The organism is Spirosoma gilvum (genome assembly GCF_054776815.1).
Genome location: NZ_BAAHBH010000003.1, coordinates 566,475 through 582,836, shown reverse-complemented (window position 1 = coordinate 582,836; position 16,362 = coordinate 566,475). Strand labels below are relative to the sequence as shown.

Below are 16,362 nucleotides of genomic sequence, written 5' to 3'. Positions count from 1 at the left end.
AATGAGGGTAAGGTCCCGTTTTTGTTCAGCGATACAAGAGCCCAATAAAGGTTTTTCTCGGCAGCATCTTGCATGACCTATAAAAGAAAATGCCCAAATGCAGAGCGTATCTTTCATTTGGGCATTTTTATAAATAGACTTTGTAACAACTTGTATTGAAGCTGTTTAAACTTTCTCTAATCGATTCGTAATGAAAGCGCTTTGTCATCCCGACGCAGGAGGGATCTTCGGAGATTGACTTTTCATAGACCCACCCGAAGATCCCTCCTGCGTCGGGATGACAAAAGCGCTCATTTTAAGCTTAACTTCAAAAGTTAAAACAGTCTCATTAGCTCAGGGCATTGCGGCAAAAATCGACGCATTTTTTCACTTCCTTCACCGAGTTTGAGCCTTCGGGTACTTTGTATTCCAACTCAACAGCTGCCGGGAAGGTGTATTTTTGTTCACGCATCAACTGCAAAACCTGTCGCAAGGGAGTATCGCCCTGCCCCCAGGACAGGTTCCCTTTACCATGCTCGGCCGTTTGTCGGTCTTTAATGTGCATGCTGGCGATTCGATCATGCTTTTGTTTCAGGAATACCAACGGATCGGGGTTACCGGCTGCCACGTAATGGCCCAGGTCGAAGTTGATGGCATTGGCCGGTGATTGCGCCAGAGCGGTATCCCAGAAGGTAGGCGTTTGCTGCTCATGCCCATGATAGGCGACTTTTATGCCATGTTTCTCGGCCATCTTACCTAATTTCAGCGTATGGGCATCATTGCTGGGGTGTTCCAGCGTTACCTGATTGGCACCTAGCAGTTTAGCTGCTTTCATGCCATAGTCGATGTCGGCATCGGAATTTTGCATACCAAACGCGTCGGGCTTAAATCCGTAAATTTTCACCCCGGCCTGATTATACATTTTCTTCAGTTGCTCAAACTTAGCCATTGGTGCCGAAAGCCGCCATTTGGCCAATTCAGCCTGATATGCTTTCCGCTGCGCATCGACCTCCGCGAGTTTTTTCTGCTCCTCTTCGGTAAGTTCCTGCTTTTCGGCCCGCTTCCGCATCAACGGAAACACAGACCGCATATCGATGGTATTTTTTGGCGCACCCGCAAATGATTCGGCTGGACCTCCCATCAACTCAATGGCGCTAAGGCCTGAGTCAAGCACGTATTGGAGCGTTGCTTCGGCGCTCTGGTCGGGCATGTCCCGGAACGAATACGTAATGGTTCCGATCTGGACACCATCGATCAGGGAATTGGGCTTATCCCCGAGGCTACGAATAATAGCCGGTGCCCCAAATAAACGGTTACTACCCATAGTAGCCCCTGCGACAAGCGTAGCTGCGGCTCCTAAAAACTGACGACGGGTTGAATTATTTTTCATGATTTACAAGCGGTTAACGGATTTGAAAGAAAGGAGAGAAAGGGGCTGGATTTACTGTGCAAATAGTTTTAATTGCCGCATCGACCAGGAAACCTCATCGGCATCGTCGGCCAGGCTCTCCGTCAGGCGAAGTCGTAAAAATTTAGCTTTGACACCATTTAAGGCAACGACATTGTTGCCCTCATTGCCTTTTACTTCGGACAGGATCTCATGCCAGTTCTGCCCATCCGACGACGCTTCGATTCGATACGCACGAGGATACATCTGCACAAAGGGAATACTGGTAATGGGTTTACCGGGTGTTGGTCGCCAGCCTTTTTTGATCGTTTCGGACGCCGTAAAATGCAGCTCGGCCAGACTCACTTCCTGCGGGAATTCGATCTGATACCACATCCCTTTTTCCTGCCGCCCACCCGTCGACCAACCCTCATAGGTAAACGCGCTGGCCGGTGAGGCATTACCACCAATGCGAGTAGATGCGGTTTGGCTGGCCGTCGCTTTCAATGTTTTAGGAGTCAGCTCATAGGGTGTCAGCTTCGACAATTGCGGGTACTGGTAGGCACTTTTCTGAGCAATCGATTTCTGACGAACCATCGCCACCTGCTGGGGCGAAATAAGGGACGCATCGTTCGACAGACTGTTTCGCACGTACGAAAGTACATCGGCAATCCACTCGTCCGACTGCTCTTTCATACTCGCCATCAGTCCACCGGCATAGGTTTTACCTTCAATCGGTCCTTCCAGACCATGTAAAACGACCTGAATGGCGTAGTTCGGGTGCCCCTGCATATGGCTGGAACCTGCCAGCGCCGGAGCCATCAGTTTACCATTCCCGGCCGGAGCACCCATACCGTTGCTGCCGTGGCACTGCGAGCATAGTTCGTTGTAGATCAACGCCCCCCGCTCGACCTGCGCCTTCTGATTCGCACTCAATTCGGGAGCGCCAAACGGGCCAAAGTTGCGCTGCTTAGGTGGCGCCAGAATCTGCTCACCCACGAGTTTTACGCCCGCAGCCTGACTGCTAGCCATAGCCGTTTTGATACTACTTGCCAAATCAGGCAACTGCAAAAACTTGGCCGATAGCATGGCCTGAACCCGAACGTCGGTATTGGCATCCGTCAATGCTCGCTTATAATCGGCTTCGAGGGTTTTGTCGCCTGCTTTGTACAGGGTCTCGCCAGTACGCAGGGCCTGAATACGCAGCCGAGGATCGTTGTCTTTCAGCAGTTGGCGAACCAGACTTGATGGCAGCGCTCCGAGCCCTTCTAATGTCCAGAGCGCATGAATGCGGGCCACGGTATTTTTGTCGCTACTCGCTAGTTTGGTTAACTGGGGCACCACCGAGCGATCTTTTCGTTGAACCAGCACCTGCTGAGCCGCATCGCGCCACCAACCGTTCGGATGTGACAGGTACCTGACCACATCCGCCGACTTTTCAGTGTACATATGCGGCCGGGTTTTATCGCGCTCTTTTCCCTCATACGTGATCCGCCAGATTCGACCCAGCCCTACGACTTTATCGAGTTGATATTGCTCAATCTTGGTCCGCAGATAAGTACCTTTCTGAGTCCATTGGCCTTCCTGAATGATGCCATGATACATGTCGGTGATATACAACGTACCATCAGGGGCCGTCGTCATGTCTACCGGGCGAAACAAGGGGTCTGTTGAACGCAGAAACTCCGATTGCTGATCCTGATAAACATTGTGCAGCGTCGTCAATCCTTCGGTCACAACTGGATTGACCTGCCGTACAATCCGAGCGACAGGTTCGCCGTAAAAGTATTGGCCTTTGAGCTGCTCAGGAAGACGATCACCACGATACACATCATTGCCGGCCGAGCCCGTTACGTGATTGAGCGAGCCATCGGGTTGTCGAACTTCGTCCATCCCTCCCTGCATATCGGCGATTTTAACGGGTGCTCCCCAGGGCACATCAAATCCTTTGGCAAACTCGTTAGGTACCTCGAAGTTGCCGTAGTGAATCGGGAACTGGAAATAAGACGGCAGTCCACTGGCCCCGCCCTGAAACCATAGCTTTCCATCATCGTCGTGCGTGATGCCCCATTGCGCTCGGTTGAAACCCGTTTTTTCCCGAATCACCCCATTCGGCGTTTCGCGCACCCGAAAGGCATTGACGGTACTGTAAAGCCAGTTGTCCATGCCCCAGTACATAAATGCCTGCTGGTGCTCCACATTGCCCGACCGACCGTATTTGTTGGTAAAAAACTCTTTTTTATCGGCCTTGCCGTCGCCGTTGGTATCAGTGTATTTGTACACATTATCGGCATCCGACTCCATAGTCAGGATACAATCTTTCCCGTACGGCAACACAAAACGCGGGAAAATCAGGCTATCGACAAAGGCGGTACCAGACTCGTAGATACCGTCGTTGTTTTTATCCTCCCATCGCGAAATCCGGCTGGTGGGCGCCAGTTCTCCCTTCGAATCGGCATCGAGCATATAGGTACGCAATTCCAGCACGTACATCCGCCCATTGGCATCAAACGAAATAGCCGCAGGCTGCTGAATGGCAGGTTCGGTCAGTACGGGTTCGATTTTATAGCCGGGCGGCAGCAGAAAACGACTGGCTTCTTCGGTAGGGGAAAGCGGTTGCACAGGAGCTTTAGGCTCCAGATCGATTCCTTTCCAGTCTGGATCGTCGGGGTTAGCTCCTTCTGGCAATTTGGGTTTGGGTAAAGTATCGGTTCGCCATACGGTTTGTTGTAGGCGAATCTGCTGAATAGGGTTAGTCACCACAAAAGCTGACAGCGCCAGCATACTTGAGGCAACAACTATGGCAAGGGTCGAGGGGTGCTTCATTATCAAATCAAAACGGATTACCGACCGGTAAACCAACTTAGCCGGGTTATCTACCCATCAATCAATTTTCCTGTACGGCTTTTTATCACCAGGTGAATACTATAGTTAAAGCAATAATTTTTCAAGCGAATGTCCAAATCAGATAGACTAGTTGCTACCAAACACCGATAAACGAGCCGTTTCAATCGACAAAAGAAATTACCCAGGCCACACGGATTCGTTCACGTACCTGACAAGGTCAGCTTGTTAACAAATACGTGTGGACTGGGTAATTTTCCCTATTCGTTCAATGAACAACAAACTTAGTTCTTCAGCGATTCAATCGCTTCTACGGGCAGACATCGCTGGCAATAGGTTGGTTCAACTCCCATTTGTTCACTGAATAGTTTGGCCGCTTCAACAGCCTGCCCATATTGCGAGTAACTTCCTCGCCAGCGTCCCGTTCCATTATGGGAACGCCCTGTCTGCATGCCCTTTCCTTTGTTGCAAAAGCCGCAATCGGCCCGATGAAGTGTAATTTTAGGATTACGGTAAAATGTATAGAAATAGTAAGCTATAACTTGGATAGTACGTCGAATAGATGCTCTCTTCATTCGGGAAACCCGGTCGGTCAGAGGTTGAGCCAAAATTCACAGATAGCGATCAAGGCTCTAAAAAGATAATTAATAACGGATTGTACAGGTTGAAGGTTGTATTTCGACGGTTAAGTCTAACTCTTAGTAAGGTGAGGCTGAGGGGCAGTTTAGCACGAACCTATATACCGCATTTGAGAACAACAGATGCTTTCTGATCAGCCTGGCTCAAAGCATCATCAATAAAGAGATTTCATAACCTTGTCCTTAGCTAGGCAAGCAGCTCAAGCCAAAAGGTAAAATACTAAATATCAGATAATTACACTCTAATGTAAAACTATTTACGTCTGAAGGTGGCTCATTCATATCCAACCAGATTGGAAGCTACAACAATTTAAGTTTCGATGGGTTATTCATCTACATTTCTATTCACCAGAAATGTGATGTAATAGCCGTATAACCCAATATAATGTAAACGTCAACTAACTATGAATGTCCTGTGTAAGGTATTGGGGCATGCTCCCGTCACCGATACGTATTCCCATCAAATCCGGCAATGCCATTGTAAGCGCTGTAAAGCCCCTATGATTGGCACCTATATGCAAAATGCGTCAACAAAAGAATGGTATTGGGTGTATAACCCCATTCATTATCAACCACAACAGCACTAAGGCCTATGCTTAACTAATACATGAGGCTTAGTTTCGGAATCAGGCCGCTAGTACTACGTAATGATTTTGTTGTAAAAAAACACCCGATCCAAACTGAATCGGGTGTTTCTAACGACCTAACATTACTTACTCAATGGAGTAATCAGTAAGAAAACGGTATATGCGCTCTGTTCGTTCATAAAAACGCCCGGCAACATACGACCAGGCCTCTACTAAATTCTGGAACAAACAAAGCAATCAGGGTTAGACATCCTGCATATGGGCAACCCATTATCTTTTACCTATAAGCTTACTTTTGGCATTGGTTTTGCGCTGTATAAGTCGGTAAACATGTTCATTTTTGACACCGTCTTGAGCTCAGCTAATAGAAATTCATCCGATAAAATTTTTCTTATCAAAGCACCTCAGGATCAATCAGATATTGGTCGTATGATTTGCAAAGCACATAAATTTCAGCATTATCAAACCGACTCGTATTATTTCTCATCGGGTCGATACAGCCAAACGTTTGTTGAGACTGTTAAGCTATTTTGCGAGAAATGTGGTGATCTTAAAGAGACAACCCGAACTGCTTTTTGTGGCTATACCGAATACCACAAATTGCCTGATTGGGCCAAGTCGATAACCAACCGTGCCTGGCATCTGGATGCCTAACTCCGGTCTGCTAGGCCGCTATCAATTGATCGAAGGTAGTTAACTGAACTCCAGTCATTCGATCAATCAATCGGGGGGAGCTTAACCCCATAGATACATAGTCAACATTAGGACGCACAAACTGCGTTGATTTCCGTATTGCAGCTTTATGCCGGTCTGGTCGAAGAATTAGCAGAAAGGTGCATATTCTATAATGCCAGCCCCCAAAACCACTCCATAGTGATCCGGTCGTACTAACAGGTACGGTATAACAATGCTGAGTTCGATGAGCGATTATGAATCTCATAAATTTGGGAAGAAATGCCTGAATTTTATCTGAAAACTACTAGTAGTTAGTACCCTGGTATAAATGCCAGCAATCACGCTAATGCACTTAACGCCAGAGACTAATACAAACAAGACAGAACAAAGCGAAGGCAATACCAAATACAGTCAACCAAACAAGTGCATTGATAACCTTAACAGGTACTCGAAATCTATTTGAAGGAGCTAAAATTCGAATACGAAGGGGTAGGGAAAGCAGGAATGTAGTCATTTTAGGTAGTGACAGAGAATGATATAACAAGTTACAGCTTACAAACACAAGTAATCTATAGCTACCTATTAGTAATTTAAGTAACTATAACGTAATTTTCAACTTAAAGACATCATTTATAATCCGGCTACGAGTCTGTTGCTTACCAAATTTCAACCTTTTCACTCCAGACTCAGCTAACTATTAATCAACTATTTACAAAGGAATTAATTAAACTGGAATTGATTTCCTCCCCTTGTAAACAGTTGCGTTGCTTATTAGACAGTGAATTCCGGAAACAGTCACATTATTTTTACATAGATCGAGTATAACTACTTAAGTATTCTATAAGAAGCCGTATAAGCTATACCCAGATAAACATTTAGTCGCGCGTGGGTTTTTGGTTATTCGCAAGACGAATAAACCTATGGCCACAATCGGTACATTTATAGGCTTTTATAAAGGAAATTCGTTTGAGCCAGTTTGTTCGGGGAATCCGCTGAAGGTCTTTATCTCCGCACCGGGGGCAGCGTCGACGGAAGGCCAGACCTGGCCAGAGCCATAGACTGCTAATGACAACAAATAAAAAAACACCTAAGGCGAGCCAAAGATTGAAAGACCAGGTTCCCATGATGGCTGGAAGGGTTTGATATACCTACGTAAAAAACAGCGCATGAGTTGCCTGTCTTTCCCATACGGTTTATGCAACTCGTAGAGGAATGATACTAGTCAGGCAACAACTACGTGATTAGACTCCCGTAGATTGGTAGCCCCTATTGATGAGCCAATCTGAGACGACCGAAAGCGCTGGGTAACATAGTCGATACCAGGGCGGATAAATTGAGTAGACTTCCGTAAAGCGGACTTATGACGATCGGGCCGTAGAATTAATAAAAAGGTACAAACCTGATAATGCCAGCCACCATAGCCAGTCCACAGCGAACCCGTCGAACTGGCGGGTATCGTTAAGCAGTACGGCGTTGATCGATGGAAACCCATGTAGTTCATACCGTATGCATTAAAAATGACAATATACCTGCCAGAAAAGTAAGGCTTATACCAAATACAACCGACCAGGTCAATGTTCGAACTGGATCATACGGAAGCGCGGATGGATGATTCATACTGGAGTAATAAGGTGAATAGATTTACCGGCAATTCCTTCAGTCAGGTGTTGGTTGATTTGGCGTAGTGTACTACGGGTATTTCCGCTTACGAATAAATTGATGTAATTTATAATATATAACGATAATAACTTAAAAAGGGATTTTAAATAGTCTTTTTTTTTGACTAAGTGGTTGAATTTACTTTTTCGGACCGGTAGCTAACAACTATTCACTTGGTTTTCAGGCAAATATTCTAGCACTTGCCAGCCAGGTTAAAGCATGGACGATCGGAGACCATTTCGCTTTTGGCCCCGACGAATTGGCAGGACTAGAATGATCATAGGTTTAGCTAGGCTCTTCTTTGGAAATTGATAAAGTATGATACATCCTGGCTTTCTATTGTTTTGGTAACCAGACTTTATAGGGATAAACACCCCGGTTACCGAATGTGTAAAACGGAATGGCTGTAAACGACACGGCTTGCCCTGATTTGCTCCTGGCTCGTCCTGTAATTACATTGACACCATGCAGTAAATCAGGTTTATACGTCAAGCCGAGCGGGGTATTGGCAGGTAACGAATATCCATCCAGGCCAGCATTATCGACCTCTTCGAACCCATACACAATAGGACCGGAAGCCAGGGCGATTTTCCCTTTAATGGTCTGAATGGAATCATTTGGTGTTATGACTCTAGGCTGCATGGGCAAACTCAATTCGATACGATCCCCTTTTTTCCAGGGTCGATGGATGGCTGCATAACCGTTCTTTGGATTGACGGGGACAGCTTTGCCATTCACTTTAAGCAAAACCGGCTCACTCACATGGGAGCTGTACAGCCCGAATGGATTTTCGACACTATGGGCCCATCCCGGAATACGTACGTTGATCGTAAAGGCTTTGCTCGACGTAGGGTCTACTTCAATGACCGATTCACCTTTCCAGGGGTACTGAGTCATTTGTTTGATACGTACTGTATTTCCCTTCTGATTGATTGTTGCTTCGCTACCAATAAACAGATTAACGTACAGGGCATTATCGTCGTAGGCGTAAATGAAGCCCGGCATAGCCGATACCATTTTCAGGAGCATAGGCGGGCAACACGGACAGCTATGCCAAGCCCAGCGTTTATGATCGGTAGCTACCAGCGGGTTTTCGTAATAGTAATGGCTCCCGTCGAGTGAAACGCTGGACAGCAGGTTGTTGTACAGCACCCGTTCCAATTCATCAATGTATTTCCCATCCGCTTCCAGTTGATTCATTCGCTGACTAAAAAAGGCCGAACCTATGGCTGCGCAGGATTCCAGATAGGCCGATTCGGGTAAAAAATGATTCGCACCAAACCGTTCACCATCGGCAATAGCGCCCTCGCCCCCGGTAATGAACATCCGCTTGCCAATCATATTGTCCCAGTAGTTATTTGCTGTTTCAACGTACCGATCGTCTTTATTTTCCAGTGCGGTGGCAGCTACTCCCGTTGCCAGCAAGGTAGCCCGAACGGCATGGCCTTCGATGGTTTTCTGCTTAAAGACCGACATATGGTCCTGGTTGTACGACTCATCGCTCTTCCGGGCATGGCTACCATCTTTTTCACCATAATTACCCCGGTTTTCGATCCAGAACCGAGCCATGGTGTAGTACTGGTTCTCATTCACCGGGACACTCATCTTTGCCTTTAGCGCCGGTTCATCCCGGTATAACCAGTAGAGTTTCAGAATCGCTTCTTCGGGTCCGCCATGTCCTGGAATCACATTTGCTTTCGGAGCCGGGCCAATCTGTTGGTAGATGTAATTGCTGAACGTAGTGGCTACATTCAGAAGCTTTGTTTTTCCGATCGCTTTATAATAATGAATGGCCGCTTCGATCAGCATACCGGCATTATAGACATCGTGTTGCCACTTATCGTCGCCCCCGTTCATTCCCCATCGTTGATCGGGTTTTACGAGTGTCGTGTAGGTGTTGATATAGCCATCGGGGTCGGCCGCCTGAGCAGCGGCAATGCGATCGATATAGCCATCTATTTTCTGTTCCAGTTTCGGATCGGGGTATTCAACCAGCAGATCAGCGGCTCCACGAATGGTTTCATAGACCAGTCCGTCGTACCAGGGAGGTCCGTCGTGCAAGCCCGTATTTTTCTTACCCTGGGCTACCCAATCGAAATTTAAGAATGCATTCCGGGTCCGGCCAAGTTTAGCTTTTTCGTCGATCAGGTCTTTCCGGTCGGGTTCATACTTTCCTTCGAGTTTATCGAAAACATCATACACCGTTTTCGAATCCCAAACCGTCAATTTAGGTCCCCAGAACTGGTCACTGACCCGAACCTGCTCCAGTTTCAGCGGCTGAATAATATGGATCGGATGGCTTGCCGATTGAGCCAATGTTAACTGGGTCACCAGCATCAGCAATAGGGTAATTCCATTCTGAAGAAAGCCTATCTTGTTGTTCCGTTTCATAAGCCAGGAGCGATTAGACTACGCGTTGTTGTCCGTAGCTGACAGTCTGTTACCTATAAAATATGAACTGGGTATTTTTCTAATGATCTGGTCCTACCCTATTGATCTAGCCAGCCATTAAAAAGCATAAAATCTTGGCATTCAATAACAAATAAAGTGGTTTAGCGGCTACTTTTTCCCACTTCATTGACTTTGTAGTTTCTTCAAAATGCACAATTCGCAAACTTTAGCATCGTAAACAACTCGTACAATGGGTATTCCATTGCCCAAAATCAATTCAAAGAAATGAAACCATCATTTACCCTCACCTGGCCCAGAACGATCCTTCTATTTGGCGGGCCAACCTTGTTACTATACGTCATTCTGGCTTTCGCCATCCCGACATTACGGTACTCCTATGGAGTTCACCCCGCCCTAAGTTGGTTTATTGGCGGCTCAGTGGTTTTTAAAACCTTGTTACTTCTGGCTCTTGGGTTAAGCTGGCAGCAGATAAAGCCAATCTCCTGGACAGCATTACGCACCGCTTTGTGCCTGCATCCACTTTCGAGTAGAGATTGGCGATATAGTCTGATTGGACTGGCAACTGTTTTTGCTGGTATCGGCCTGATTATGGGTGCATGTCGTGTACTGCATCAATACGCAGGCACACCTCTGCCCGACATGGCCCCGCCCGCGCTTTCGTTTCCGCCCTTTCAGGGCGCAGAGCGATGGCTGCTGCTGGTATGGGCCATCATGTTCTTCTTTAATATCGTCGGTGAAGAATGCCTCTGGCGAGGGTTCATACTACAACGGCAACTCGAACAGAACAGACGTTGGGCCTGGCTCGTCAATGGGGCCTTCTGGGCTATGTTTCATCTACCGTTCGGCTGGAGCATGGTCCTGATGGCGTTGCCTGCTTTTCTGGTCGTGCCATATGTGTTTCAGCAAACCCGAAATACGACCACAGGTATCGTGATTCATGGACTTATGAACGGCCCTCTGTTCATTGTCATTTCATTAGGACTTATCGAACCCGGCAACTTTTAAGTACTATAGCTAAATCACAACGACATCCCCGAAGCCGCTCCATCAGCGGCTTCGTTTGTTTGCCAGGGCCAGGTCTATACAGAACTTACAAAACAGTCATAACAATAGATACAAACGAGTGGTTTAAGGGTTGGTCATTATTGGTGATTTGTACTGAAAACAACGAATGACTAATGACCATAGATGACTACCTAATGACCCATTTCTGATGGACGAACACGAATCACCTGAATTGACGGATGACGAAAAGCGGCTGTTCGCCGACCTGATGCCCGAAGACCTGGACGAAATTCTGGACACGGGCGTCAATCGTCGTCATTTTCTGAAGCTGATGACGTTGGCTGGCGGAGGTATGCTGGCGGCCCAATCGGCTGTGGCCGAGCAGTTGATAACCCGACCAGTCAGCGAAACAGCACCCGCCGAACTGTCTCCAGCCAGTCTCGACAATGCGGTAAATGTAGCCTTTAAGGTTAACGGTGCCGCCAAAAAGCTGACGGTCGATTCGCGGATGACCTTACTGGATGCATTACGCGAACGGCTGGATCTGACCGGCTCCAAAAAAGGCTGCGATCACGGTCAATGTGGGGCCTGTACGGTACTCGTCAACGGTCATCGGGTTCTGTCGTGCCTGACGCTGGCGGCATCCTGCGAGGGAAAAACGGTTCAGACGATTGAAGGACTGGCGCAGGCAAGCAACGGTCGGGATGCCGCACCAACGACGGTTCGGTTGCATCCCATGCAGGAAGCTTTTCTGAAACACGATGGCTTCCAGTGTGGCTTCTGTACGCCCGGCCAGATCTGCTCAGCGGTAGCAGTGCTCGATGAGGCAAAGAAAGGCCACGCCAGCTATGTAACCCAAAACGTTCGGCAGACAGGCGGCCCAGCGAAACTTTCGGCAGAAGAAATAAGAGAGCGAATGTCGGGGAATATTTGCCGATGCGGTGCTTATCCTAACATTGTGGCGGCTATTCAGGAGGTGCATAGCGGCAAACCCGTTGAGCAGGTCTTCCGTTCAGTTTAACTTTCCCCATCCAATGAGACCTTTCACGTATACAAGGGCCAACGATGCTACAACAGCCAGTAAGCTAATGGCTGATAATCCCAACGCCCGATTCCTAGCCGGTGGAACTAACCTGCTCGACCTGATGAAGGAAGATGTTGAGCGGCCCAATGCGCTGATCGACATTTCTGAACTGGGCCTCACCGACATTAAAACGCTTACTACCGGAACCAACAAAGGGGGAATATCCATTGGCGGACTCGGGAAAAACACCGACGCGGCCAATCATCCGCTGGTCCGTCAACATTACCCCCTGCTGACTCAGGCGATTCTGGCGGGTGCATCGGGGCAAATTCGAAACATGGCGACCAATGGCGGCAACCTGCTGCAACGGACTCGCTGCCCGTACTTTTACGAGGTAGCTATGCCCTGCAACAAACGCGAACCCGGCACTGGCTGCGGAGCCAAAGAGGGTATCAACCGGATGCATGCCATCTTTGGCTGGTCGGATCAATGCGTGGCGGTTTATCCATCCGATATGGCCGTGGCGCTGGCGGCTCTGGATGCCGTAGTCAACGTTCGGGCTGCAAACGGGCAGGAACGGCGCATTCCGATTGCCGACTTTCATCGACTTCCGGGTGATCAGCCCGAAAAAGACACGAATCTGATGCATGGTGAACTGATTACCTCCATCGAACTACCTCAGAACCGCTTTGCCGACAAGTCGTATTACCTCAAAGTCCGTGACCGGGCCTCGTATGCCTTTGCCCTGGTGTCGGTGGCTACCGCTCTGGAGACGCAGGGAAACAAAATTGTACAGGCACGTATTGCCATGGGTGGCGTAGCGCATAAACCCTGGCGAGCACTGAAAGCCGAGCAAATGCTGGTGGGTAAAGAAGCTACGGAAGCTAACTTCAAACTGGCCGCTGCTGCCGAAATGGCCGATGCTAAGCCGTTGTCCCACAACGCATTTAAAGTAGAATTAGGCAATCGAAGTATCGTACTGGCTTTACAAATGGCCATGAACAAATAAGTCATTTGCCTACGGCGTCATTAATGGTCATTAGTAGTCATTTGCCTACGGCGTCATTGATGGTCATTCGTTGTTTTACGATCAATGACCAATGACAGAGAAGCGAAATGACCATCAATGACGCCGTAGGCAAATGGCAGCAAAGCGAAATAACCAACTCATGAAGGATACCACTAAAGTAATCGGCACACCCGTCAGTCGTATAGATGGCATCGCTAAGGTGACCGGCAAAGCGCCTTATTCAATGGATCATCCGGTAAAGAATCCGGCCTATGCGATCCTGTTCAAAAGCACCATTGCCGCCGGAACAATTCGGGATATGGATACGTCTGCGGCCGAAAAAGCACCCGGTGTATTGGGCATCATTACCCATAAGAACGCCCCGAAGCTTAAAGTAGACGGAGGATTGCGCGGAGGTGCCTTGCTGCAAAGTCCGGAGATTGAGTTTTTCGGGCAAAACATTGGTATTGTGGTGGCCGAAACCTTTGAACAGGCCCGTTACGCGTCGCGGCTGATCAACGTAACCTACGATAAAAAAGAACCTAAAGTCGATTTCGATAAGGTCGCTGATCAGGCTCGGGTACCTAAAGACAAAGAAAAGGCCGACGCCAAACGGGGCGATGTACAGTCAGCACTCAGTCAGGCCGCACACAAAGTAGAAGAGGTGTATGAAACGCCCATCGAGCACCATAATCCGATGGAACCCCATGCCGCTATTGCTGAATGGGAGGGCGACAAAGTAACCCTGTACAGTAGCGCGCAGATTGTGAACGGTGCTCAAAGTGCCGCAGCCGCTACACTAAACCTGAAACCTGATCAGGTCAGAATTGTATCGCCTTATATCGGTGGAGGCTTCGGCTCGAAAGGTGGTCAGTGGGCTAATCTGGCACTAACGGCCGTAGCCGCCAAACACGTGAACCGACCAGTCAAAATGGCTCTGACGCGTCAGCAGATGTTCAATTCGGTGGGACTGAGGCAGCATAACCGGCAGAAAGTGAGTCTGGCCGCTACAGCCGATGGAAAACTTACGGCCTTGGCGCACGAGATTACGACCCACTGCGCCATCGACAACGAATTTGTAGAACCCTGTGGCGACTGCTCGAAAATCATGTACGACACCCCCAACTCGCTCATAACGTACCGGGTGGTGCCCATGAACCTGATTCTGCCAACTTATACGCGTGGCCCCGGCAAATCGACGGGTAGTTTCGCGCTCGAATCGGCGATGGACGAACTGGCTTACAAGCTTAAAATGGACCCGATTGAGTTTCGAATTAAAAACGAACCCGAACGCGATCCTTCCAATGGCAAACCCTGGTCCTCGCGCACAACGGTGCAGTGCCTGCGGGAAGGCGCCAAAGCCTTTGGCTGGGAAAAACGCAAACCTGAACCTCGCCAAAATTCGCAGGGGAATTACTGGATCGGCTACGGTGTATCGGCCGGTACGTACCCAGCACACCAACGCCCAACTTCCGCTTCGGTGAAGCTGAAACGCACCGGCGATGCCGTAACAGCTACCGTTGAACTGGCGGCTGCTGACCTGGGCACCGGCACGTACACCATTCTAACGCAAACAGCCGCCGATGCGTTGGGGCTACCTGTTCAGAACGTGAACGTAAAAATTGGCGATTCCGATCTGCCTCCGGCGGCTGGTGCCGTAGGGTCGGTGGGCGCTGCCAGCTACGCCAATGCGGTAAATGATGCCTGTGAAAAAATTACGCAGGAGCTATTGACCAAGTCGGGTAAGCAGTTTTTCGTTCGACCCACAGCAGCCCAACTCATGCGCTCCGAAAAATTAACCGATTACCAGACCCGAGTCGATAGTAAGCCCCCCGAAAATGCGGAAGCGTATTCAGCCCATAGCTTCAACGCCAACTTTGCCGAAGTGTCCGTCAACAAATCGACGGGTATGGTACGGGTAAACCGGTTTCTAGCGGTGACGGGTGCAGGTCAGATTCTGAATCCCAAAACAGCCCGCTCGCAGATCATCGGCGGCAACGTCTGGGGAATTGGTATGGCCTTAACTGAAGAGTCGGTCGTTGATCCGCGCTGGGGCAATTTCGTTACTCGCTCGCTGGCTGATTACCACGTCCCGGCCAACCTTGATATCGGTTATCTGGACGCCATTTTCATCAATGAGAAAGACGAACACGTTAACACGCTGGGTGTGAAAGGCATTGGTGAAGTCGGTATTGTGGCCGTAGCCGCTGCCGTAGCCAACGCTGTTTTCAATGCAACCGGCAAACGCGTTCGGGAGCTACCCATCACGCCGGATAAAGTACTGTGACGCAAAAGCCAATTGTGAATCTTCCTGAAGAGGGTCAGAGTTTGTTTTTGACCCTACTATGTCGTTGTTTCACACTCTCACGGCTGTGCTTTTTCAGACCAGCCATCCGTTCTTTTTCTGCTTTTATGAAATCGCTTATTGTCTGCTTCTGCGTATCCGTCAATGGTTTGCCTTTTATAATAAAATCAACCCCATCTGGTTCTTTGATATATCCCATCACACTGTAGTTTTAAAGTACCTATCGACCAATAGCTTTGCCGCTAATGTGTTTATTACCATTAACTGTCCGCCAACCAAAACGGCACTGAGCGTTTTTCGATAATGTTCAATTAGCTTTGTCTTAGCTGTAAAGGAAACGTATCCGTCAAAACCGTGCTGAAAGGAAACCTTGCAGACATATGCCACCAAATTTCCCGCGACACCTTCATAAAGCTTAGTTTGCCCTAAATTAAATGGTGCGCTTTCAAGTAAGTCCATATATACGTGATCGGCGTTAAGCGTAAAACTGATCACGCCCTGAATAATGTTGGGGTTATGTACAATAGTCAGTTTGTACACCTGCTTGGCCCTATCCTCCAGTTCTGTTTTCCAATTAAACTGCCAACCATTCTTTCGGGTAAGTTGCTTCAGGTCAATTGTTGTTAGCGGCAAAACCTCTGTTTGAAAACTATCCCCCGAAATTGTATTTCGGATAGAATTCGTCAGAAAGTCAACTTCAAAATCAAGCCCGGTTTCTTTTTGCTGTTTCACTATACTCTACGAATTTACAAAAATTAGGTGGCTAAGGAAAGGATTTTCTACTATAGATTACCTGTAATCCTTGTCTTTAACAATTGAGCACTAGCGAAGCCAATGC

The 16,362-nt window shown here is 48.3% G+C and carries 14 protein-coding genes; 7 read left to right on the top strand and 7 right to left on the bottom strand.

The window, feature by feature from the left end; translation table 11 throughout:
* Positions 1 to 328 precede the first annotated feature (328 nt).
* The 3 genes from ACYVFD_RS10660 to ACYVFD_RS10650 all read right to left on the bottom strand — a co-directional run bounded on the left by ACYVFD_RS10660 (position 329) and on the right by ACYVFD_RS10650 (position 4,785).
* Positions 329 to 1,369 carry a sugar phosphate isomerase/epimerase family protein gene (locus tag ACYVFD_RS10660; protein ID WP_461089979.1) on the bottom strand — a complete coding sequence of 347 codons (1,041 nt, stop codon included), beginning with the start codon at positions 1,367 to 1,369 and terminating at the stop codon, positions 329 to 331.
* Positions 1,370 to 1,420: 51 nt separating this feature from the next.
* Positions 1,421 to 4,192, bottom strand: a complete 2,772-nt coding sequence (locus tag ACYVFD_RS10655) for a DUF7133 domain-containing protein (RefSeq protein ID WP_461089978.1) — start codon at positions 4,190 to 4,192, stop codon at positions 1,421 to 1,423.
* 302 nt (positions 4,193 to 4,494) lie between these two features.
* Entirely contained in the window at positions 4,495 to 4,785 is a 291-nt protein-coding gene (locus ACYVFD_RS10650) for a hypothetical protein (RefSeq protein ID WP_461089977.1), read from the bottom strand.
* A 467-nt stretch (positions 4,786 to 5,252) separates the two neighbouring features.
* Here ACYVFD_RS10650 and ACYVFD_RS10645 point away from each other — a divergent pair, with 467 nt between their 5' ends.
* The 3 genes from ACYVFD_RS10645 to ACYVFD_RS10635 all read left to right on the top strand — a co-directional run bounded on the left by ACYVFD_RS10645 (position 5,253) and on the right by ACYVFD_RS10635 (position 7,168).
* A complete protein-coding gene (locus ACYVFD_RS10645; RefSeq protein WP_461089975.1) occupies positions 5,253 to 5,435 on the top strand; it encodes a hypothetical protein in 183 nt (60 codons plus the stop codon).
* Between the two features lie 429 nt (positions 5,436 to 5,864).
* Positions 5,865 to 6,089 carry a hypothetical protein gene (locus tag ACYVFD_RS10640; protein ID WP_461089974.1) on the top strand — a complete coding sequence of 75 codons (225 nt, stop codon included), beginning with the start codon at positions 5,865 to 5,867 and terminating at the stop codon, positions 6,087 to 6,089.
* Between the two features lie 941 nt (positions 6,090 to 7,030).
* Positions 7,031 to 7,168: a hypothetical protein gene (locus ACYVFD_RS10635; RefSeq protein ID WP_461089973.1), complete on the top strand. Its 138-nt coding sequence runs from the start codon at positions 7,031 to 7,033 to the stop codon at positions 7,166 to 7,168.
* Between the two features lie 164 nt (positions 7,169 to 7,332).
* Here ACYVFD_RS10635 and ACYVFD_RS10630 read toward each other — a convergent pair whose 3' ends face one another.
* Complete coding sequence (locus ACYVFD_RS10630; RefSeq protein WP_461089972.1) at positions 7,333 to 7,611, bottom strand: hypothetical protein; 279 nt, start codon at positions 7,609 to 7,611, stop codon at positions 7,333 to 7,335.
* Between the two features lie 494 nt (positions 7,612 to 8,105).
* Positions 8,106 to 10,160: a glycoside hydrolase family 127 protein gene (locus ACYVFD_RS10625; protein ID WP_461089971.1), complete on the bottom strand. Its 2,055-nt coding sequence runs from the start codon at positions 10,158 to 10,160 to the stop codon at positions 8,106 to 8,108.
* A 285-nt stretch (positions 10,161 to 10,445) separates the two neighbouring features.
* Here ACYVFD_RS10625 and ACYVFD_RS10620 point away from each other — a divergent pair, with 285 nt between their 5' ends.
* The 4 genes from ACYVFD_RS10620 to ACYVFD_RS10605 all read left to right on the top strand — a co-directional run bounded on the left by ACYVFD_RS10620 (position 10,446) and on the right by ACYVFD_RS10605 (position 15,506).
* Positions 10,446 to 11,186, top strand: a complete 741-nt coding sequence (locus tag ACYVFD_RS10620) for a CPBP family intramembrane glutamic endopeptidase (RefSeq protein ID WP_461089970.1) — start codon at positions 10,446 to 10,448, stop codon at positions 11,184 to 11,186.
* 208 nt (positions 11,187 to 11,394) lie between these two features.
* Positions 11,395 to 12,207, top strand: coding sequence for a 2Fe-2S iron-sulfur cluster-binding protein (locus tag ACYVFD_RS10615; protein ID WP_461089969.1), 813 nt, complete (start codon positions 11,395 to 11,397; stop codon positions 12,205 to 12,207).
* A 13-nt stretch (positions 12,208 to 12,220) separates the two neighbouring features.
* Positions 12,221 to 13,219 (top strand): FAD binding domain-containing protein, encoded by a 999-nt coding sequence (locus ACYVFD_RS10610; protein ID WP_461089968.1) that lies wholly within the window; start codon positions 12,221 to 12,223, stop codon positions 13,217 to 13,219.
* Positions 13,220 to 13,379: 160 nt separating this feature from the next.
* On the top strand, positions 13,380 to 15,506 hold the full coding sequence (locus ACYVFD_RS10605) for a xanthine dehydrogenase family protein molybdopterin-binding subunit (RefSeq protein WP_461089967.1): 2,127 nt from the start codon (positions 13,380 to 13,382) through the stop codon (positions 15,504 to 15,506).
* A gap of 34 nt (positions 15,507 to 15,540) precedes the next feature.
* On the opposite strand, the gene ACYVFD_RS10600 is transcribed toward ACYVFD_RS10605, so the two are convergent.
* A complete protein-coding gene (locus ACYVFD_RS10600; RefSeq protein ID WP_461089966.1) occupies positions 15,541 to 15,723 on the bottom strand; it encodes a hypothetical protein in 183 nt (60 codons plus the stop codon).
* The gene (locus tag ACYVFD_RS10595) at positions 15,723 to 16,256 is read right to left on the bottom strand and encodes a hypothetical protein (protein WP_461089965.1); all 534 of its coding nucleotides are present in this window, start codon (positions 16,254 to 16,256) and stop codon (positions 15,723 to 15,725) included. Before ACYVFD_RS10595 ends, ACYVFD_RS10600 begins: the two co-directional genes overlap by 1 nt.
* Between the last annotated feature and the right edge of the window lie 106 nt (positions 16,257 to 16,362).

Bases quoted from the DNA above. Each gene is read 5' to 3' on its own strand.
- ACYVFD_RS10660 (WP_461089979.1), bottom strand. From the start codon at position 1,369: ATGAAAAATAATTCAACCCGTCGTCAGTTTTTAGGAGCCGCAGCTACG.
- ACYVFD_RS10655 (WP_461089978.1), bottom strand. From the start codon at position 4,192: ATGAAGCACCCCTCGACCCTTGCCATAGTTGTTGCCTCAAGTATGCTG.
- ACYVFD_RS10650 (WP_461089977.1), bottom strand. From the start codon at position 4,785: ATGAAGAGAGCATCTATTCGACGTACTATCCAAGTTATAGCTTACTAT.
- ACYVFD_RS10645 (WP_461089975.1), top strand. From the start codon at position 5,253: ATGAATGTCCTGTGTAAGGTATTGGGGCATGCTCCCGTCACCGATACG.
- ACYVFD_RS10640 (WP_461089974.1), top strand. From the start codon at position 5,865: ATGATTTGCAAAGCACATAAATTTCAGCATTATCAAACCGACTCGTAT.
- ACYVFD_RS10635 (WP_461089973.1), top strand. From the start codon at position 7,031: ATGGCCACAATCGGTACATTTATAGGCTTTTATAAAGGAAATTCGTTT.
- ACYVFD_RS10630 (WP_461089972.1), bottom strand. From the start codon at position 7,611: ATGAACTACATGGGTTTCCATCGATCAACGCCGTACTGCTTAACGATA.
- ACYVFD_RS10625 (WP_461089971.1), bottom strand. From the start codon at position 10,160: ATGAAACGGAACAACAAGATAGGCTTTCTTCAGAATGGAATTACCCTA.
- ACYVFD_RS10620 (WP_461089970.1), top strand. From the start codon at position 10,446: ATGAAACCATCATTTACCCTCACCTGGCCCAGAACGATCCTTCTATTT.
- ACYVFD_RS10615 (WP_461089969.1), top strand. From the start codon at position 11,395: ATGGACGAACACGAATCACCTGAATTGACGGATGACGAAAAGCGGCTG.
- ACYVFD_RS10610 (WP_461089968.1), top strand. From the start codon at position 12,221: ATGAGACCTTTCACGTATACAAGGGCCAACGATGCTACAACAGCCAGT.
- ACYVFD_RS10605 (WP_461089967.1), top strand. From the start codon at position 13,380: ATGAAGGATACCACTAAAGTAATCGGCACACCCGTCAGTCGTATAGAT.
- ACYVFD_RS10600 (WP_461089966.1), bottom strand. From the start codon at position 15,723: ATGGGATATATCAAAGAACCAGATGGGGTTGATTTTATTATAAAAGGC.